The organism is Zhihengliuella salsuginis (genome assembly GCF_014651715.1).
GTDB classification, from domain to species: Bacteria; Actinomycetota; Actinomycetes; order Actinomycetales; family Micrococcaceae; genus Zhihengliuella; species Zhihengliuella salsuginis.
The window spans coordinates 251756-272024 of sequence record NZ_BMXK01000002.1; the positions used below are offsets into that span (position 1 = coordinate 251756).

Annotated in this window: 16 protein-coding genes; 14 read left to right on the top strand and 2 right to left on the bottom strand. The window is 70.3% G+C overall.

Features of this window, described 5'->3' with window-relative positions:
• Positions 1-32: 32 nt before the first annotated feature.
• Positions 33-2660, bottom strand: a complete 2628-nt coding sequence (valS, locus tag IE069_RS03255) for a valine--tRNA ligase (RefSeq protein ID WP_189348677.1) — start codon at positions 2658-2660, stop codon at positions 33-35.
• Positions 2661-2929: 269 nt separating this feature from the next.
• On the opposite strand from valS, the gene IE069_RS03260 reads away from it, so the two are divergent.
• The 14 genes from IE069_RS03260 to ndk all read left to right on the top strand — a co-directional run bounded on the left by IE069_RS03260 (position 2930) and on the right by ndk (position 19313).
• On the top strand, positions 2930-4639 hold the full coding sequence (locus IE069_RS03260) for a nitrite/sulfite reductase (RefSeq protein ID WP_189348678.1): 1710 nt from the start codon (positions 2930-2932) through the stop codon (positions 4637-4639).
• Positions 4636-5343 (top strand): phosphoadenylyl-sulfate reductase, encoded by a 708-nt coding sequence (locus tag IE069_RS03265; protein WP_189348679.1) that lies wholly within the window; start codon positions 4636-4638, stop codon positions 5341-5343. The genes IE069_RS03260 and IE069_RS03265 overlap by 4 nt, the downstream gene beginning before the upstream one ends.
• Before the next feature lie 25 nt (positions 5344-5368).
• Positions 5369-6289, top strand: coding sequence for a sulfate adenylyltransferase subunit CysD (cysD, locus tag IE069_RS03270; protein ID WP_189348680.1), 921 nt, complete (start codon positions 5369-5371; stop codon positions 6287-6289).
• Entirely contained in the window at positions 6290-7630 is a 1341-nt protein-coding gene (locus IE069_RS03275; RefSeq protein WP_189348681.1) for a sulfate adenylyltransferase subunit 1, read from the top strand. It begins immediately after the preceding gene.
• Positions 7617-8678, top strand: coding sequence for an ABC transporter substrate-binding protein (locus IE069_RS03280; protein WP_189348682.1), 1062 nt, complete (start codon positions 7617-7619; stop codon positions 8676-8678). The genes IE069_RS03275 and IE069_RS03280 overlap by 14 nt, the downstream gene beginning before the upstream one ends.
• Positions 8675-9409, top strand: a complete 735-nt coding sequence (locus IE069_RS03285; protein ID WP_189348683.1) for an ABC transporter ATP-binding protein — start codon at positions 8675-8677, stop codon at positions 9407-9409. Before IE069_RS03280 ends, IE069_RS03285 begins: the two co-directional genes overlap by 4 nt.
• The gene (locus tag IE069_RS03290) at positions 9390-10286 is read left to right on the top strand and encodes an ABC transporter permease (RefSeq protein WP_189348684.1); all 897 of its coding nucleotides are present in this window, start codon (positions 9390-9392) and stop codon (positions 10284-10286) included. The genes IE069_RS03285 and IE069_RS03290 overlap by 20 nt, the downstream gene beginning before the upstream one ends.
• The gene (gene cobA, locus IE069_RS03295; protein WP_189348685.1) at positions 10283-11104 is read left to right on the top strand and encodes a uroporphyrinogen-III C-methyltransferase; all 822 of its coding nucleotides are present in this window, start codon (positions 10283-10285) and stop codon (positions 11102-11104) included. Before IE069_RS03290 ends, cobA begins: the two co-directional genes overlap by 4 nt.
• Positions 11101-12561, top strand: coding sequence for an FAD-dependent oxidoreductase (locus IE069_RS03300; RefSeq protein ID WP_189348686.1), 1461 nt, complete (start codon positions 11101-11103; stop codon positions 12559-12561). The genes cobA and IE069_RS03300 overlap by 4 nt, the downstream gene beginning before the upstream one ends.
• Positions 12562-12655: 94 nt before the next feature.
• A complete protein-coding gene (locus IE069_RS03305; protein WP_189348687.1) occupies positions 12656-13444 on the top strand; it encodes an SDR family oxidoreductase in 789 nt (262 codons plus the stop codon).
• A gap of 285 nt (positions 13445-13729) precedes the next feature.
• Positions 13730-17029 (top strand): isoleucine--tRNA ligase, encoded by a 3300-nt coding sequence (ileS, locus tag IE069_RS03310; protein ID WP_189348688.1) that lies wholly within the window; start codon positions 13730-13732, stop codon positions 17027-17029.
• Positions 17026-18396, top strand: a complete 1371-nt coding sequence (locus tag IE069_RS03315; RefSeq protein WP_189348689.1) for a bifunctional folylpolyglutamate synthase/dihydrofolate synthase — start codon at positions 17026-17028, stop codon at positions 18394-18396. The genes ileS and IE069_RS03315 overlap by 4 nt, the downstream gene beginning before the upstream one ends.
• A gap of 10 nt (positions 18397-18406) precedes the next feature.
• Positions 18407-18844, top strand: coding sequence for a DUF4233 domain-containing protein (locus IE069_RS03320; protein WP_189348690.1), 438 nt, complete (start codon positions 18407-18409; stop codon positions 18842-18844).
• Between the two features lie 52 nt (positions 18845-18896).
• A complete protein-coding gene (ndk, locus tag IE069_RS03325; protein ID WP_189348691.1) occupies positions 18897-19313 on the top strand; it encodes a nucleoside-diphosphate kinase in 417 nt (138 codons plus the stop codon).
• A 77-nt stretch (positions 19314-19390) separates the two neighbouring features.
• On the opposite strand, the gene IE069_RS03330 is transcribed toward ndk, so the two are convergent.
• Complete coding sequence (locus IE069_RS03330) at positions 19391-20002, bottom strand: vitamin K epoxide reductase family protein (protein WP_189348692.1); 612 nt, start codon at positions 20000-20002, stop codon at positions 19391-19393.
• Positions 20003-20269 lie beyond the last annotated feature (267 nt).

Consider the following 20269-nt stretch of genomic DNA (forward strand, 5'->3'; position numbering starts at 1 on the left):
GACGGTCGCCGCCGGACCCCGCCCAATCCGGGCTACTCGGCCGGAAGCGCCTCCGGCGCCGCCAGCTCCACGCCGTGCACGGAGAGTTCGTCGGCGGACTCCGCCAGCTCCAGATCGCGGGCATTCGACGCCGCCAGCAGATCGCCGAGGCCTTGGCGCAGCTGCGCGAGCTGCGCGGCAGGTGCGGAGATCGTGCCGGAGAGCACCTCCGTGCGCTGCTTGACCTTGGCTTCGGACTTGGACTTGCGGATGCCGCCGAGGGCGATGCCGACCGTCGGCAGCACTCCGGCATCGGCGCCGTCGGCGGCAGCCGACAGGTGATCCGATGTCGGCCAGGCCGACTGGTGGACCGATCCCGAGCGCCACCAGCTCCAGACCTCTTCGGTCGCGAAGGGTAGGAACGGTGCGAAGAGACGGAGCACGGAGTCGAGCGTCGTCGCGAGCGCGGCGAGGACCGATGCCTGCTCCGCGTCGCCGCGGCCGCCGTAGGCGCGGTCCTTGACCAGCTCCACGAAGTCGTCGGTGAACGACCAGAAGAACGATTCCGTGATGTCCAGGGCGCGGGCGTAGTCGTAGGCTTCGAACGCGCGGTTCGCGTCGTCCAGGACCGTCGACAGGCGGGCCAGAAGGGACCGGTCCAGCCCGTTGGTCACGACCGTGGCGTCGCCCGTGATGACATCGGCCTCCGTCGCACCGAGGTTCAAGACGAACTTCGAGGCGTTGAGGATCTTGATCGCCAGACGGCGGCCGATCTTCATCTGCGCGATCTCGTACGCGGTGTCGGCGCCCAGCTTCGCGGAGGCGGCCCAGTAGCGGACCGCGTCGGCGCCGAACTGGTCCAGGACCTCGGTCGGAACGACCACGTTGCCCTTGGACTTCGACATCTTCTTGCGGTCGGGATCGAGGATCCAACCGGAGATCGCCGCGTTCTTCCATGGAGCGCTGCCGTGCAGGGCGTCCCCGCGGACGGCCGTCGAGAACAGCCAGGTGCGGATGATGTCGTGCCCCTGGGGGCGCAGGTCGAACGGGTAGACCTTGTCGAAGAAGTCGTCGTCACGGCTCCAGCGGCCGATGATCTGCGGGGTGAGCGAGCTGGTCGCCCAGGTGTCGAGAACGTCGGCGTCGCCGATGAACCCGCCCGGCTGATTCCGCTGCGACTCGTCGAAGCCCGGCGCGGCCTCCGCGGCCGGGTCAACCGGCAGGGCCTCGTCGGCCGGCAGGATCGGGTTCTCGTAGTCCGGTTCACCCGAGTCGTCGAGGCCGTACCAGACGGGGATCGGCACGCCGAAGAAGCGCTGACGCGAGACGAGCCAGTCGCCGTTGAGACCCGAGATCCAGTTCTCGTAGCGGGAGCGCATGTATTCGGGGTGGAAGTCGATCTCCCGGCCGCGGGCGATGAGGCGCTCGCGGCGCTCCTCGTCGCGGCCGCCGTTGCGGATGTACCACTGCCGGGACGAGACGATTTCGAGCGGCTTGTCGCCCTTCTCGTAGAAGTTCACCGGGTGCTGGATCTTCTTCGGCTCGCCGTCGATCAGGTCGGCCTCGGCGAGCATCTCGACGACGGCCTCCTTGGTGGAGAAGACGGTCTTGCCCGCGATGGCCTCGTAGGCGGCGCGGCCGGCCCCGGTCGTGATCCACTCCGGGGTCTCGGCGATGACGCGGCCGTCGCGGCCGATGATGGCGCGCGTCGGCAGCTGCAGCTCGCGCCACCACGTCACGTCGGTGAGGTCGCCGAAGGTGCAGACCATCGCGATGCCGGCACCCTTGTCCGGCTTGGCCAGAGCGTGCGCCTTGACCTCGACCTCTACGCCGAAGACCGGGGAGGTGACCTTCTGGCCGAACAGCGGCTGGAAACGCTCGTCGTCCGGGTGCGCGACCAGTGCGGCGCAGGCGGGCAGGAGCTCGGGACGCGTCGTCTCGATGAAGATCTTGGTGCCGTCCTCGGCGAAGAACGGAAGACGGTAGTAGGCGCCCGGCATCTCCCGGTCCTCCAGCTCGGCCTGGGCCACGGCCGTGCGGAACGTGACGTCCCACAGGGTGGGCGCCTCGGAGAGGTAGGCGTCGCCGCCGGTCAGGTTCTTCAGAAAGGCGCGCTGGGAGACGGAGCGCGAGACGTCGTCGATCGTGCGGTACGTCAGGTTCCAGTCGACCGAGAGTCCGAGCGTCGTGAACAGGTGCTCGAACACCTTCTCGTCCTCGACGGCGAGCTGCTCGCAGAGTTCGATGAAATTGCGCCGGCTGACGGCGTCCCAGTCCCGCTGGTTCTTCGCGGGCTTCTCCGGCGGCTGGTAGTCCGGGTTGTAGGGGACCTTCGGATCGCACCGGACGCCGTAGTAGTTCTGCACGCGGCGCTCGGTGGGCAGCCCGTTGTCGTCCCAGCCCATCGGGTAGAAGACGTTCTTGCCCTTCATCCGCTGGTAGCGGGCCAGCACGTCGGTCTGCGTGTAGGAGAACATGTGTCCCACATGGAGCGAGCCCGAGGCCGTCGGCGGGGGAGTGTCGATGGAGTAGACGGAAGCACGCGTGGTGTCCGGGTCGAAGGTGAACGTCCCCTGTTCGCGCCAGCGCTCGCTGAGCTTGGCTTCAAGCCCTTCGAGGCCCGGTTTGTCGGGGACGGAAACGGTCGCGGGCGTGTCTGTGCCCAAGTTGTCATCAGCCATGGGCTCATTCTTTCACGACTCGGCGACGTCCTCCTGCCGGCGCCGGGGCGGCGGACCCCGGGCGGCGTAGCGCATCGCGGCGCGAGGCGCACCTGCTCTCGTGACACGGCGTCATGATGACGATTTGTCTCGGAGAAACCGCTTCGAGAGGGGGATCTGAGGGTTCGAAGTTTCGCCTTGTGACGTCATGTCGGGGCCGCCGGTCATGTGACTACACGTCCCGAAGTCTTCTTTCCTCCCACCCCGCGGCGGGCCCTAGCGTCGTAGGCATGACGCAAGTGACCGAACGAATTCCGAAGCGCCCGGCCCGGCGCTCCTCCAAGCCGAACGGTCAGTGGAAGGTCGACGGGACCGAGCCGCTGAACGCCAACGAGGAGATGAAGGCCGAGGACAACGGCCTGAACGTGCGCGAGCGGATCGAGACGATCTACGCCGACGGCGGTTTCGCATCGATCGATCCCTCGGACCTGCACGGCCGATTCCGCTGGTGGGGCCTGTACACCCAGCGCAAGCAGGGCATACCCGGCGGCAAGACGGCGACCCTCGAACCCCACGAGCTCGAGGACGAGTACTTCATGCTGCGCGTGCGCATCGACGGCGGGACGCTGACCAGAGAGCAGCTGCGCGTCATCGGCGGGATCTCGACGGAATTCGCGCGCGACACCGCCGACATGACCGATCGCCAGAACGTCCAGCTGCACTGGATCGACGTCCGCGACATGCCCGAGATCTGGCGCCGGCTCGAGGCCGTCGGCCTGAACACCACCGAGGCCTGCGGCGACGTCCCCCGTGTCATCCTGGGCTCGCCCGTCGCCGGCATCGCCGCCGACGAACTGATCGATCCGACGCCGGCCATCAAGGAGATCGCGCGCCGCTACGTCGGCAACCCCGAGTTCGCCAACCTCCCGCGCAAGTTCAAGTCCGCGATCACCGGCCACCCGAGCCAGGACATCGTGCACGAGATCAACGACATCGCCCTCGTCGGCGTCGAACACCCCGAGCTCGGGATCGGCTACGACCTGTGGGTCGGCGGCGGGCTCTCCGCGGCGCCCCGTCTGGGCGAGCGCCTCGGCGCCTTCGTCTCGGACGAGCAGGCGCCGGACGTGTGGGAGGGCGTTGTCTCGATCTTCCGCGACTACGGTTTCCGTCGACTGCGGAACCGCGCCCGCCTCAAGTTCCTGCTCGCCGACTGGGGCGCGGAGAAGTTCCGCCAGGTCCTCCAGGACGAGTACCTGGGGTACGAGCTCCCGGACGGGCCGCCGGCGCCTGTTCCGAGCGAGCCGGGCGACCACTCGGGTGTGCACGAGCAGAAGGACGGCCGTTTCTATATCGGCCTGACACCCCTGGTCGGACGCGTGAGCGGCACGATCCTGACGTCGCTGGCCGACCTGCTCGAGAAACACGGCTCCGAGCGGCTGCGCACGACCCCGCACCAGAAGATCGTCGCGCTCGACATCGCGCCCGAGCAGGTCGACGACTTCGTCGCCGGCGCCCGGGAGCTCGGTCTCGAGGCCGAGCCCGGCCTGCTGGCCCGGTCCGCGATCGCCTGCACGGGCATCGAGTACTGCAAGCTGGCGATCGTCGACACCAAGGACACCGCCGCGACCGCCATCAAGGAGATCGAGTCCAGGATCGAGGGCTATGCGGGCAAGCTCCCCAAGAAGTTGAGCCTGCACGTCAACGGCTGCCCGAACTCCTGCGCCCGGATCCAGACGGCCGACATCGGCCTGAAGGGGCAGCTGATCACCAACGACGCCGGCGAGCAGGTGCCGGGTTTCCAGGTGCACCTCGGTGGCACGCTGGCCACGAACGACGACGGGCAGGCAAGCCTCGGCCGGACCGTGCGCGGCCTCAAGGTCGCTGCCGACGAACTGCCGGACTACGTCACCACCCTGCTGGACCGCTACTCGGAGGGTTCCGCCGACGACGAGTCGTTCGCCGCGTGGGCCAACCGGGTCGAGGACGAGGAGCTCTCATGACCACCACCACCGAACACGCCCGCCTGCGGGAGATCGTCGCGCTCGGCGAGCGCGAGCTCGGATTCGATGCTCCGGCCGACGCCGTCGTCCGGTTCGCCGCCGAGCACTTCGACGTCCGGGACGTGGCCGTCGCCTGCTCGATGGCCGACGCCGTCCTGCCCCACCTCGTGGTGCAGGAGCTGCCGGACGTGGACGTCCTGTTCCTCGAAACCGGGTACCACTTCCAGCAGACGCACCTGACCCGCGACCAGGTCGCCCGGGACCTGCCCGTGAGGATCGTCGATGTCATGCCGGAGCTCACCGTCGCCGAGCAGGACGAGAAGTACGGCAAGGACCTCTTCGGGAGGGACCCGGCCAAGTGCTGCCAGATGCGCAAGATGGACCCCCTGAAGGCCGCCCTCGGCGGGTACCGCGCCTGGTTCACCGGGGTGCGCCGCGAAGAGTCGCCGACGCGGGCCAACGCCCCGCTGATCTCCTTCGACGAGGCGCACGGGCTGATCAAATTCAACCCGGTTGCGACGTGGAGCTTCGACGAGCTGACGGACTACGCCGGGGAGCACGGGGTGCCGGTCAACATGCTGCTGGGGTTCGGATACCCCTCGATCGGATGCGAGCCCTGCACCAAGCCCGTGGCCCCCGGCGAGGACCCGCGCGCGGGCCGCTGGGCCGGCCTGTCCAAGACCGAATGCGGCATCCACCTCTAGAGACGTTCGAGAAAGCGAAGCATTCATGACCGTAGTAGCCAGCGAAGTGGCCTCGAAGACCGACGTCCTCGACGCCCTCGAAGCCGAGTCCATCCACATCATCCGCGAGGTCCTCGCGGAGTTCGAGCGCCCGGGTCTCCTCTTCTCGGGCGGCAAGGACTCCGTCGTCGTCCTCCACCTGCTCGCCAAGGCCGTGGCCCCGGCGCGGGTCCCGATCCCGGTCGTGCACGTCGACACGGGCCACAACTTCGACGAGGTGATCGCGTTCCGCGATGCCACCGTCGAGCGCTACGGCCTCAACCTGGTGGTCGGCAGCATGCAGGACTACATCGACGACGGCCGCCTGCGCGAGAACGCCGACGGCACGCGGAACCGACTCCAGACGCGCGTGCTGCTCGACACGATCGAGGAGCACCGGTTCGACGTCGTCTTCGGCGGCGCCCGCCGCGACGAGGACAAGGCCCGCGCCAAGGAGCGCATCCTGTCCCTGCGCGACGAGTTCGGCGGCTGGGACCCGCGCAACCAGCGGCCCGAGGTCTGGAGCCTCTACAACGGCCGCCACGCGGCCGGGTGGCACGTGCGCGCGTTCCCGATCAGCAACTGGACCGAACGCGACATCTGGGCCTACATCGCGCGGGAGCGGATCCAGCTGCCCCCGATCTACTTCGCCCACGACCGCGAGGTGTTCGAACGCGAGGGCATGATCCGCGCCGTCACACCCGTCAGCCAGCCGAATGAGGGCGAGCAGGTCCTGACCCGGACGGTGCGCTACCGCACCGTGGGCGACGCAAGCTGCACGGGCGCCGTCCTGTCCGAGGCGCGGACCGTCCCCGAGGTCCTGGACGAGCTGGCGCTCTCCACGCTCACCGAACGCGGCGCGACCCGCGCCGACGACCGAATCTCCGCAGCGGCCATGGAAGACCGCAAGAAGGAAGGCTACTTCTAAATGGCACACGGACTTTTCCGCCTCGCAACGGCCGGCAGCGTCGACGACGGCAAATCAACTCTGGTGGGCCGCCTGCTGCACGACGCCAAGGCCATCCTCGCCGATTCGCTCGACGACATCCGCCGCGTCTCGGCCGAACGCGGGTTCGGCGGAGACGAGCCGGCGCTCGACCTCGCCCTGGTGACCGACGGCCTGCGCGCCGAGCGCGAGCAGGGCATCACCATCGACGTCGCCTACCGCTACTTCACGACGCCGGCGCGCAGCTTCATCCTGGCCGACTGCCCCGGCCACGTGCAGTACACCCGCAACACGGTGACCGGCGCCTCCACGGCCGATGCCGCCGTCGTGCTGGTCGACGCCCGCAACGGCGTGGTCGAGCAGACCCGCCGCCACCTGGGCGTGCTCGGGCTGCTGCGCGTCCCGCAGGTGATCGTCGCGGTGAACAAGATGGACCTGATCGGCTGGGACGCCTCCGCGTTCGCTGCCCTCGAGTCCCAGGTCACCGCCGTCGCCCGCGAGCTCGACATCGAGAGCGTCACGGTCATCCCGGTCAGCGCCCTAGACGGCGACAACGTCGTCGACCGCGGCGTCTCCGCGCCCTGGTACACGGGGCCGACGCTGCTCGAGCTGCTCGAGACCCTGCCGGTGGCCGTGGAGCAGCACGTGGCCCGGCTCGACGTGCAGCTCGTCATCCGCCCGCAGGGTGCGCTGCAGCCGGGCTACGACGCCGAGGCGTTCCGCGACTTCCGCGGCTACGCGGGCACCGTCAGCGGCGGCAGCCTGCGCGTCGGCGATGCCGTCCAGGTGCTCAGTGCCGGCCGGCCCTACACGGCCAGCATCGAGGGCCTGCGCTCCACGACCGGCCCGATCGAGGCCGCCCACGCGGGGGACGCCGTCGTCGTCGAGCTCGACGCCGACATCGACGTCGCCCGCGGCGACACGATCGTCGCCGGTGAACTGTCGGAGCCGACCCGCGAGTTCGCCGCCGAGGTCTGCCTGCTCTCGGACGTCCCGGTAGGCCCCGGCCAGCGCGTGCTGATCAAGCACGGTGCGCAGGTCGTCCAGGCCAAGGTGGAGGGCATCGACCACGTCCTGCGGGTCTCCGACTTCTCGAAGCACCCGGCGGACCGCCTCGGACTGAACGACCTCGGGCTCGTGCGCCTGCGCACCGCGGTCCCGCTCGCGGTCACCGACTACCGCGACAGCCGGACCGCCGGATCCTTCCTGATGATCGACCCGCAGGACGGCACCACGCTGGCGGCCGGCATGATCGAGTCGGACGCGGGTGCCGCGCACGGTGCGGCCGACGGCAGCCGAGTCCCGGAACATGTCGCGGCCTGAGACCCGTGCGCGCCGCCGTGCATGGGGCGCGGGAGCCGGCGTGGTGCTGCTCGCCCTGGTGGCGATCGGCACCGCGTTCGTCCCGTCGCCGCAGCTGGCGGCGAAGGCGACGGATCTAGGCCCGGCCGAGGAGCTCCGGCTCGGGTACTTCGCGACTGTGACCCACGTCCCGGCGCTCGTCGGGCTCGAACGGGGGATCCTCGCCGACGGGCTCGACCCGGACGGCACGCGGCTCGAGACGCAGGTCTTCACCGCGGGCCCGTCCGCCATGGAGGCGATCAACGCGGGCGCGATCGACGCCGCCTATGTGGGCCCGAGCCCGGCGATCGCCTCCTACCTCGGCAGCGACGGGGCGTCGATCCGCGTCGTGGCCGGGGCGACCAGCGGCGGCGCGTATCTCGTGGCCCAGCCGGGCACGACCGACGTCGCCGGCCTGGCCGGCGGCGAGATCGCGACCCCGCAGTACGCCGGTACGCAGGACGTCGCGGCCCGCGACTACCTGCGCTCCCACGGCGCGGAGGACGACGTCGCCATCAGCCACGCGGCCGCCGGCACGGCCGTCCAGCTCTTCGCCCGCGGTGCTGTCGCGGCCGCCTGGCAGCCCGAACCCTGGGCCTCGATGCTCGTGGAGGAGCACGACGGGGAGATCCTCGTCGACGAACGCGACCTCTGGCCCGGCGGCGACTTCCCGACGAGCGTCCTGGTCGTCTCCCAGAAGTTCGCGGGACAGCACCCGGAGACCGTGGCACGGCTCGTCGAGGCCAACGAGCGGAGCATCCGCTGGGCCGACGAGCACCCCGACCAGCTGGTCGACGTCGCCGATGCGGCGATCCAGCGGGCCGCGGGAGAGAACCTGTCCCGGTCCGTCCTGGCGAGTGCGATCGACGGAATGAGATTCACCGCCGACCCGCTGGCCGGAACGTACCCGGTCCTGCTCGAGCGGGCCCGGGAGACCGGAGTCCTCCCGGGGGCCGGCCCCGGGGGCCTGGACGGGCTGATCGACACCGACTGGCCGAAGAGCGATACCGAAGGAGGTCAGGGACCATGAGCGTGGAACTGAGCGAGACGACGCTGCGCTACGGCGACGGGCCGGTCGTGCTGGACGGCCTGACGGAATCGATCCAGCCGGGCGAGTTCGTCGCCCTGCTCGGGGCCTCGGGCTGCGGGAAGTCCTCCCTGCTCAACGTACTGGCCGGGCTGCTGGAGCCCACCGGCGGCAGCGTCGAGGTCCCCGACGACGGCGCGGCCTTCATGTTCCAGGACCCCACGCTGCTGCCGTGGCTCACGGCCCAGGACAACGTGGAGCTCGCCCTGCGCCTCGCCGGGGTGCCGCGCGCCGAGCGCTCCGGCCGGGCCCGCGAGCTGATCGATCTGGTGCAGCTCGGCCACGCCCGCACGAAGAAGCCGCACGAGATGTCCGGCGGGATGCGCCAGCGCGTCGCCCTCGCCCGGGCCCTGGCCCAGAGGCGGAGGCTGCTGCTCATGGACGAGCCGTTCGCGGCCCTCGACGCGATCACCCGCGACATGCTGCACGAGGAGCTGCGGGCCATCTGGCAGCGCACGGGCATGACGATCGTCTTCGTCACGCACAACGTGCGCGAGGCGATCCGCCTGGCCGGGCGGATCCTCGTCCTCTCCTCGCACCCCGGCCGCGTGATCGACACCCGGACCATCACCGACGACTTCAGGGCGGACCCCGCCCGGGCCGCCGCACTCGCGGCGGAGCTGACCGACGTCCTCAGGAAGGAGCAGTTCAAACATGAGCACCTTGATCGATGAACGCTCCCGCACCGGGCCGGACCCCGAGGGCGCAATCGCCCCGCCGGCGCGCTCCTCCGCATCGCGGCCGCGCCGCGGGGCGCTCGCCCGGGCCTGGTCCAAGGCGGCACCCCCGCTGGCCGCCGTCGTCGTGCTCGTCAGCCTGTGGCAGATCGCCGCGTGGGCCTCGCCCATGCGGGACGACCTGTTCCCGGGGCCCGGCGCGGTCCTCGCCACCGCGGGCCGGGTCGTCGGCGACGGGACCCTGCCCTCCGCGGCGGCGACCTCGCTCTGGCGGGGGCTCAGCGGGTTCGCCGTCGCGCTCGTCATCGCGACGCCGCTCGCCCTCGCGCTCGCCCACGCCCCGTGGCTGCGCCGGGCGGTCGGCCCGCTGGTCTCCGCGCTGCAGGTGCTGCCGTCGGTCGCCTGGGTGCCCGCCGCGATCATCGTCTTCGGGCTGACCGACGCGACCATCTACGCGGTCATCCTCCTGGGCGCGATCCCGTCGATCGTCAACGGCCTGCTCGCGGGCATCGACATGATCCCGGGCCAGTACCGGGCGCTCTCGCACGTGCTCGGCGCCCGCCGGCTCCAGCACATCCTGCTGGTCGAGCTGCCCGCGGCGCTGCCCGGGTACGTCTCCGGCCTGCGCCAGGGCTGGGCGTTCTCGTGGCGCTCGCTCATGGCCGCGGAGCTGATCGCCGTCGGCGGCTCCCTCGGCCTCGGCGTCGGCTCGCTGCTGCAGCGCGGCCGGGACCTCGCCGACCTCGGCCTGGTGGCCCTCATCATCCTCGTCATCCTCGCGATCGGCATCGTCGTCGAGCTCCTGGTCTTCGCGCCGTGGGAGCGGCGGCTGCTCGCCGGACGCGGACTCAGCCCGAAGGGGGCCGACGCATGAACAGCGAAACCCGCACGACGACGGCGCGCACCGGCGCCGGAACCGTCACCCTGGTGGGGGCGGGGCCGGGCGCGGCCGACCTCATCACGCTGGCCGGGGCGCGCGCCCTGGCGGGCGCCGACGTCGTCCTGATGGACCGGCTCGCCCCGCGCGAGCTGCTCGAGCACACCGGGCCCGGCACGCGGGTGATCGACGTCGGCAAGGCGCCCGGGGCGCACGTGGCCACGCAGGACCAGATCAACGTGCGGCTCGTCGCCGAGGCGCGCGCCGGGCACCGGGTGGTGCGGCTCAAGGGCGGCGACCCCTACGTGCTCGGCCGCGGCGGGGAGGAGGCGGCGTTCCTGCGCGAGCACGGGATCGACGTCAGCGTGGTCCCCGGGGTGACCTCGGCGGTCTCCGTGCCCGCGGCGGCCGGGATCCCGGTCACGCACCGCGGCCTCGCGACCGGGTTCACCGTGGTGACCGGGCACGAGGAGCTCGGCGACGTGCCCGTGCGGGCCGACCACACGCTCGTCGTGCTGATGGGCGTCGCCCGGCTCGAGTCGACCGTCGCGGCCCTGCGCTCGCGCGGGCTCGACGGCACCACGCCGGTCGCCATCGTCGAGCGCGGCTTCCTGCCCGACCAGCGCAGCACCATCGCCACCCTGGCGACCATCGCGGCCCGCGCCCGGGCGATCGGCGTGTCGAACCCGGCCGTCATCGTCATCGGCGACGTCGTCACCCTCGCCGACATGGAACGCGAGGACTTCTTCACCTCAGCTCTCGCCGCCGAGCAGTCGGCGGCCCATCCGAACCTGACAGCAAAGGAACTCTCATGACTGAAACCGCCACCGACCAGCCGACCGGCCGCCTGTTGCGCGTCGCGATCGTCGGAGCCGGCCCCGCCGGCATCTACGCCGCCGACCTGCTGGGGAAGTCCCCGCAGGTCGCCGGGGGAGAGGTGCGCCTCGCCGTCGACCTCTTCGACGAGCTGCCGACCCCGTTCGGGCTCATCCGCTACGGCGTCTCGCCGGACCACCCCCGCATCAAGGGCATCATCAACGCCCTGCACAAGGTGCTCGAGAAGGACTGGATCCGCTTCTTCGGCAACGTGGCGCTCGGGCGCGACCTGTCGCTGCCGGACCTGAAGGCCCGCTACGACGCCGTGATCGTCGCGACCGGCGCCCAGAAGGACGCGGACCTGAACATCCCCGGCATCGAGCTCGAGGGGTCGTTCGGCGGCGCCGACTTCGTCTCCTGGTACGACGCCCACCCGGATGTTCCGCGGCAGTGGCCCCTCGACGCGAAAGAGGTCGCGGTGCTCGGCAACGGCAACGTCGCCCTCGACGTCGCCCGCATCCTCTCCAAGCACGCGGACCAGCTGCTCTCCACGGAGATCCCGGACCACGTCTACGAGCAGTTGAACGACTCGGCGGTCACGGACGTGCACGTCTTCGGCCGCCGCGGCCCGGCCCAGGTGAAGTTCACGCCGCTTGAGCTGCGCGAGCTCTCGCACAGCCAGGACGTCGACATCGTGCTCTACCCGGAGGACTTCGAGTTCGACGCCGGCTCGGATGCCGAGATCAAGTCCAACAACCAGGTCAAGACCATGGTCTCCACGCTCACGAACTGGCTCGTCGAGCAGGACGACCGCGAGGAGAACCCGGAGCACGTGCCCGCGAGCCGGCGCCTGCACCTGCACTTCCTGCAGTCGCCGATCGAGCTGCTCGGCGAGGATGGGATGGTCACGGGTCTGCGCGTCGAGCGCAACGAGCTCGACGGCAGCGGCGGCGCCCGCGGCACGGGGGAGTACGTCGACTACGAGGTCGGCGGCGTCTACCGCGCGGTCGGCTACTTCGGGTCCGCGCTCGACGGGATCGAGTACGACGGCGCGCGCGGCGTCGTCCCGAATGTCGAGGGACGGGTCCTCGACGCAGACGGCTCCCCGGTTCCGGGGCTCTACGCGACGGGTTGGATCAAGCGCGGCCCGGTCGGCCTCATCGGCCACACGAAGGGCGACGCGCAGGAGACCATCACCCACCTGCTCGCCGACGCCCCGGCGTTTCCCGGCGTCCAGGTCGAGGAGCCGATCGAGACGCTGCTGCACGAGCGCGGTGTGACGTACACCGACTGGAACGGCTGGCTCGACCTCGACGAGCACGAGCGCGCCCTGGGGGCGGCCGCCGGCGAGGTCCCGACCCGCTTCGGCCCGGTCACCCGGCAGCGCGTGAAGGTCGTCGAACGCGAGACCATGATCGAGCACTCCGCCGCCCGCGAGTTCGCCGGCAACCCGTAGACGGCGTCCCGGCCGTGATGCGCCGTCCGCGCCCGGTGGCCCACCGGTGCCGCGGGCGGCGCATCGCGCGTCCGGCAGCGGATAGTCTGGGCGCATGAACCCGAAGGTCCCGGCCCCCGATCCCGCAGCCCGCCCCTTCCGCACCGCCGTCGTGACCGGCGCCAGCACCGGCATCGGCGCGGCGACCGTCCGGCAGCTCGCCCGCCAGGGGTGGGAGGTCTTCGCCGTCGCGCGCCGCTCCGAGCGGCTGGAGGCCCTGGCCGCGGAGACGGGCGCCGTGCCGGTGACCGCCGACATCACCGACGACGACGACGTCGCGCGCCTGCTCGCCACCGTCACCGCCGCCGGCGGCATCGACACGCTTGTGAACATCGCCGGCGGGGCCAGGGGCGCCGACTCCCTGGCCGGGGCCGACACCGCGGACTGGGAGTGGATGCTCCGGGTCAACGTGATCGGCACGATGAAGATCACGCGCGCGTTCCTCCCGATGCTCCGCGCCCACGGGCGCGGCACCGTGCTCAACCTCACCTCGACGGCCGGGCTCGTCAGCTACGAGGGCGGTTCCGGCTACAACGCGGCCAAGTTCGGCCAGCGCGGGATGACGCAGGCGCTGCGGCTCGAGGAGGCGGAGCACAACATCCGGGTCGTGGAGGTGCTGCCGGGCCTTGTCCGCACGGAGGAGTTCGCCCTCAACCGCCTCGGCGACGAGCAGGCGGCCCGGGACGTCTACGCCGGTGTCGACGAGCCCCTGACCGCCGGGGACGTCGCGGACCTCATCGCCTACGCCGTCTCGGCGCCGCACCACGTGAACCTCGACGAGATCGTGGTCCGCCCGGTGGCGCAGGCCGCGGCGCACAAGGTGATTCGCAAGCCGCTAGACTAGGGGCATACACTTGCAACTCCACCAGCGACGACCCGGCCATCACCGGTGAGCTTCCGGAAGAACAGCCCCTCCCAGGGCCCAGTAGAACCGGACGGGTAAGCCCGTCACAGCTGCCACAAGCGGCCGCGTGCCGTCGCCCTCGGGGAGGCGGAGCGCGGCAAGCGGGGTGGTACCGCGAGCCGAACGCCCAGGCGTGAAGCCCCGTCCCCGCATCGAGGACCCGGCGTCCCGCCCACCGGCGCGGGATGCGACAACCGATGCCAGGACTGCAGGAGAGACCCGCTGATGAGCTTTTACCCCAAGGCTTCCACCGATCCGCAGGGCGCGACGCCCGCCAGCCCCCGCTTCCCGCAGATCGAGGAGCGCATCCTCGACTACTGGGGCCGGGACGGCACGTTCTCCGCATCGATCGAGCAGCGCGACGCCGGCGAGAACGGCGAGGGCGAGTTCGTGTTCTACGACGGCCCGCCCTTCGCGAACGGCCTGCCCCACTACGGCCACCTGCTGACCGGCTACGTCAAGGACCTCGTCGCGCGCTACCAGACGCAGCGCGGCTCGCGGGTCGAGCGCCGCTTCGGCTGGGACACCCACGGGCTGCCGGCGGAGCTCGAGGCCATGAAGCAGCTGGGCATGACCGACAAGGTGCAGATCGAGGCCATGGGCATCGACAAGTTCAACGACGCCTGCCGCACCTCGGTCATGAAGTACGCCGACGAGTGGCAGAACTACGTGACCCGCCAGGCGCGCTGGGTCGACTTCGAAAACGACTACAAGACGCTGAACGTCGAGTACATGGAGTCGGTGATCTGGGCGTTCAAGCAGCTGCATGAGAAGGGCCTGACCTACCAGGGGTTCCGCGTGCTCCCGTACTGCTGGAAGGACGAGACGCCCCTGTCCAACCACGAGCTGCGCATGGACGACGACGTCTACCAGGACCGCCAGGACCAGACGGTCACCGTCTCGTTCCCCCTGACCGGCGAGAAGGCCGGGTCCCTGGGCCTGACGGGCGTGCAGGCGCTGGCCTGGACGACCACCCCGTGGACCCTGCCGACGAACGCCGCCCTGGCCGTCGGACCGGACATCGAGTACGTCGTCCTCCCGGCCGGTCCCGCGGGCGTCAAGGCCTCCGAGGCCTCCGGCCGGTTCCTGATCGCCGCCGACCTGCTCGGCAACTACGCCAAGGATCTCGGGTACGACGACGCCGCTGCCGCCCACGAGGCCGTGACCGGCACCTTCCGCGGTGCGGAACTGGAGGGCGTCACCTACGAGCCGCTGTGGGACACGTTCGCGGACACGGAGACGTGGGGCACGGAGAACGCGTGGCAGCTCCTCGTCGCCGACTACGTCACCACCACCGACGGCACGGGCCTCGTCCACCAGTCCCCGGCCTACGGCGAGGAGGACCAGGCGATCTGCGAGGCCGCCGGCATCCCCGTGGTGCTCTCCGTCGACTCGGGGGCGAAGTTCCTCGAGGTCTTCGCGGGCGGCGACCTCGCCGACATCGTCGGCGTGCAGGCCTTCGAGGCCAACAAGACCATCACCCGCGTCGTCAAGGACGCCGGCCGCCTGGTCAAACAGGCGAGCTACGTCCACTCCTACCCGCACTGCTGGCGCTGCCGCACGCCGCTGATCTACCGCGCGATCTCCTCCTGGTACGTCGAGGTCACCAGGATCAAGGACCGCATGCTGGAGCTGAACCAGCAGATCAACTGGATCCCGGAGAACGTCAAGGACGGCCAGTTCGGCAAGTGGCTGGAGAACGCCCGCGACTGGTCGATCAGCCGCAACCGCTACTGGGGCTCCCCGATCCCCGTCTGGGAGTGCGACGGCCCGAACTGCGAGCACCGGGAGGTCCACGGATCGCTCGACGACCTGCGGGCCGCCTTCGGGCGCCTCCCGCTCAACCACGACGGCGAGCCGGACCTGCACCGGCCGTTCATCGACGACCTGACGCGCGCCCACGAGGGCTGCGCTGAGGGCGGCACGCTGCGCCGCGTCGAGGACGTCCTCGACGTCTGGTTCGACTCGGGGTCGATGCCGTACGCCCAGGCCCACTACCCGATGGAGAACAAGGAGTGGTTCGACTCGCACCACCCGGCCGACTTCATCGTCGAGTACATCGGCCAGACCCGCGGCTGGTTCTACACGATGCACATCCTCTCCACGGCGCTGTTCGACCGCCCGGCCTACAAGAACGTCATCAGCCACGGCATCGTCCTCGGATCGGACGGGGCGAAGATGTCGAAGTCCCTGCAGAACTACCCGGACGTCAACGAGGTCCTCGACCGCGACGGGTCCGACGCGATGCGCTGGTTCCTCATGGCCAGCCCGATCCTGCGCGGCGGCAACCTCGTCGTCACCGAGCAGGGAATCCGCGACGGCGTCCGCCAGGTGCTGCTGCCGCTGTGGAACGCGTGGCACTTCTTCAGCCTGTACACGAACGCGGCGGGCGGGGGCACCGGGTACGACGCGCAGCTGCGGTTCGAGTCGACGGACCCGCTGGACGAGTACATGCTCGCCGCGACCGGCGATCTGGTCCGCGAGACCCGGGCGTCGCTCGACGCGTACGAGATCTCGGACGCCTGCGACGTCGTCCGCCGCTACATGGACACGTTGACCAACTGGTACATCCGCCGCTCGCGCCAGCGGTTCTTCGCCGAGGACGAGCAGGCCTTCGACGTGCTCTTCACCTGCCTCGAGACGCTCACCCGCGTCGCGGCGCCGCTGCTGCCGCTGGCGGCGGACGAGATCTGGCGCGGGCTGACCGGGGGACGCTCGGTCCACCTGACCGACTTCCCGGAGGCCTCTGCCTTCCCGCGGAAGGCGGACCAGGTTGCGCGGATGGACCTGACGCGGCGGATCTGCTCGGTCGGATCGTCCCTGCGCAAGGGCGCGAACCTGCGGGTCCGCCTGCCGCTGAACAAGCTCACGATCGTGGCCTCGGGGGCCGCCGACCTGGAGGGCACCTACGCCGCGATCATCGCCGACGAGCTCAACCTGCGCGGCGTCGAGCTGAAGGACGCGGCCGACACCACGGCGAGCGAGTACGGCATCAGCCAGAAGCTGGTCGTCAACGCCCGGGCCGCCGGCCCGCGACTCGGCAAGGGGGTGCAGCAGGCGATCAAGGGCTCCAAATCGGGGGACTGGTCGGTCGACGAGGCCGGCGCGGTCACCGCCGGAGGCCTCGGGCTCGAAGAGCACGAGTACTCGCTGGAGACCGTCGTGGACGCCTCCGAGGATGCCGAGATCGCCGCGGCGGTCATCGACGGCGTCGGCTTCATCGTGCTCGACACGCATGTCAGCGCCGAACTGGCCGCCGAGGGCGCTGCCCGCGACATGATCCGCGTCATCCAGCAGGCCCGCAAGGACGCCGACCTGAACGTGTCCGACCGGATCCGCGCCGTCGTCACCGCTGACGCGGAGACGATCGCGGCACTGCACCAGCACACCGAGCTGCTCAAGAGCGAGACGCTCACCACCGGCCTGGTCCTGGAGACGGCCGACGACGGCGCGGCCCCGGCCGTGCAGGTCGAGACCGTCGCCCAGGCCGAGGCCGCCGAAAAGGAAATGGGGCCGACCACATGAGTGCCGACCACTACGACGCGTTCTCCGTGGAGAGCGTCTACGCCGAGCTCCTCGGACGCGCGCCCGAGAACAAGATGGAACCGCGCATGGAGCCGATGTTCCGTGCCATGGACTTCCTTGGCGAGCCCAACAAGGCCGCGCCCGTCATCCACATCACGGGGACCAACGGCAAGACGTCGACGGCCCGCATCCTCGAATCGCTCCTGCTGGCGCACGACCTGCGGGTCGGCCGCTACACCAGCCCGCACCTGTCCAAGGTGACCGAGCGCATCTCCCTCGACGGCGAGCCCGTCGACGACGAGACGTTCGTGCGGATCTGGGACGAGATCCGCCCCTACCTGTCGATGGTCGACGCCGAGCTCGAGGAGCGCGGCGAGAACCGGCTGACGTACTTCGAGGCCGTGACCATCCTCGCGTTCGCGGTCTTCGCCGACGAGCCGGTCGACGTCGTGGTCCTCGAGGTCGGCCTCGGAGGGATCACGGACGCCACCAACGTGGCGGACGGCCAGGTCTCCGTCGTGACGCCGATCTCGCTGGACCACACCGACCTGCTCGGAGACCGCGTCGAGGACATCGCCGCGGAGAAGGCCGGCATCGTCAAGGCGGGGGGTTTCCTCGTCTCCGCCGCGCAGGAGCCGGACGCTGCACAGGTGCTGCTCGACGCCGCCCGCGAGAAGGGCGTCGAGTTCCGGTTCGAGGGCGTCGAATTCGGCGTCGAGCAGCGGGAGATGGGCGTCGGCGGCCAGCAGCTGACCGTCCGCTCCCTGGCCGGCCGCTACGAGGAACTGCTCCTGCCGCTCCACGGCGCGCACCAGGCCCAGAACGCGGCGGTAGCGATCGCGGCCCTCGAGGCGTTCATCGGCGGCGGGGAGAAGGAACTCGACGTCGAGACGCTGCGCGCCGGCCTCGAGAAGGTGACGAGCCCGGGGCGGCTCGAAGTGGTGCGCACGTCGCCGACGATCGTCGTCGACGCCGCGCACAACCCCGACGGCGTGCGGGCCTCGGCCGAGGCGATCAAAGAGGTCTTCGGCTTCACCAAGCTCGTTCTGGTGGTCGGGATCCTCGCCGAGAAGGACGCCGAGGCGATGCTCGTCGAACTGCGGGAGGCGTACGGCGACCTCGTCGAGGACATCTGCCTGACCCAGTCGACGTCGCCACGGGCCATCCCCGCCGGCGAACTGGGCCGGCTGGCCCTGAACGCCGGGTTCGCCGACGAGGACCTGCACGCCGCGGAGAAGCTCGACGACGCCCTCGAATGGGCCGTCGGACGGGCGGACGCGACGGAGGACTTCGGCGGCGGCGGCGTCCTCGTCACCGGTTCCATCACCCTCGTCGCCGAGGCACGCACACTGCTGGGAAAGAGCTAGGAAGCAACAGATGGCACGACTGACCAAGGCCCAGCGCGAGTGGCGCCCGGGCATGAAGAAGAAGCGCCGGTCGATCCGGGTCATGTTCGCCTCGACGGTCCTCACCCTCGAAGCCTTCGTGTTCCTGTTCGCGACGATGTCGATCGCCGGCCTGCACGGGGACGAACTCGGCAAGCCGCTGGTGTGGGGCGTCGGGCTGTCCCTCGCCGCCGTCAGCATCCTCACCTGCGCGGTACTTCGCAAGCCCTTCGGATACTGGATCGGCTGGGCGCTCCAGCTGGTCCTGATCGTGGCCGGCTTCCTCGACTACTACATGTTCGTCATCGGCGCGCTCTTCGCCGTGGCGTGGTGGTACGCCGTCACCAAGGGGCGGCAGATGGACGAGGAGAACCGGGCGCGCGAGGCGGCCCAGGAAGCCTGGGACGCCGAGCACGGCGAGACGGCCTGAGCCGAACCGCATAGACTTCCAACAGATCATCCCCAACCGCGAAGGGAAACACATGACGACCGAACGCACCCTCGTTCTGGTGAAGCCGGATGGCGTCGAGCGCCAGCTGACCGGAACGATCCTCGCCCGCATCGAAGCCAAGGGCTACAAGATCGTCGAGCTGAAGCAGGCACAGGCGACGCGCGAGCTGCTCGAGCAGCACTACGAGGAGCACGTCGGCAAGCCGTTCTACGAGCCGCTTGTCGAGTTCATGCTCTCCGGCCCGAGCGTCGTCGCCGTCCTCGAGGGCCACCGCGTCATCGAGGGCTTCCGGTCGCTGGCCGGCACCACCGACCCGACGACGGCCGCGCCGGGCACCATCCGCGGCGACCTCGGCCGCGACTGGGGCGAGAAGGTCCAGAAGAACCTCGTGCACGGTTCCGACTCCGTGGAGTCGGCCGAGCGGGAGATCGGTATCTGGTTCGCCTGATCCGGTCTCCCCGACGACAAACAGAACGACGACGGCACGCAACGTGCCGTCGTCGTTCTGTTTTCGGGGCGGGGAGGTCAGGAACCGAAGAACACCCCGGAGAAGCTGATCAGCACAGAGGCGGCGACCAGCAGGATCAGGCCGGTGGTGACGACCCACGCCCAGTCGCGGGCGGCGCGGCGGACGCGCTCGGGCCCGCCGAACAGGCCGGCGGCCATGTTGCGGGCGGTGGTGTACACGAAGATGGGGATCATCATCGCCCAGACGACCATGCAGTACAGGCACAGGATGTGGATCGAGTAGACCGCCTGGGACCAGAGCCACACGATGAAGACGAAGGCGAGGGTGACGCCGATCTGGGTGCCGACCCAGTACCAGCGGGGGAAGCGGGCGCCGGCGACCAGCGACACGCCGATCGTCATCACGACCGCGAAGCCGACCACGCCGATGAACGGATTCGGGAAGCCGAACAGGGCCGCCTGCCACTCCTGCATGACGGCACCGCACGACACCCACGGGTTGATGTCGCAGCTCGTCACGTGGTCCGGGTCCTTGTAGAGCTCGAGCCGCTCCAGGACGAGCGTGATCGACGCGAGCCACGCGACAGTGCCCGTGATGGCGAGCAGCCAGCCGAAGGATTTTCCGGTCGAAGAGGAGCGCGACTCTGGCGCCTGCACGGTGTCTGACATGCTCACAGTCTAGGGACTAAACCCGTCCGTCGCCGGACCCGCCGCCTGTGAGGATTCCGGGGTGTGAGACAATGGCGGTGGTTGGCCATGGATCCACAGTCCACGGGCAACCCAGCGACAGGCTTCCAGGCCCTCGAGCGATGTTTCGACACGACGGAGAACCACAGACCGTCGACACGATTTCCGCTCCCGGCCGCCGCAACAGAAAGCGGCATGCCAGGAAAAGCGCCGCTGGTCCGTCCACGAGGGGCGCGACCCGGAGAACGA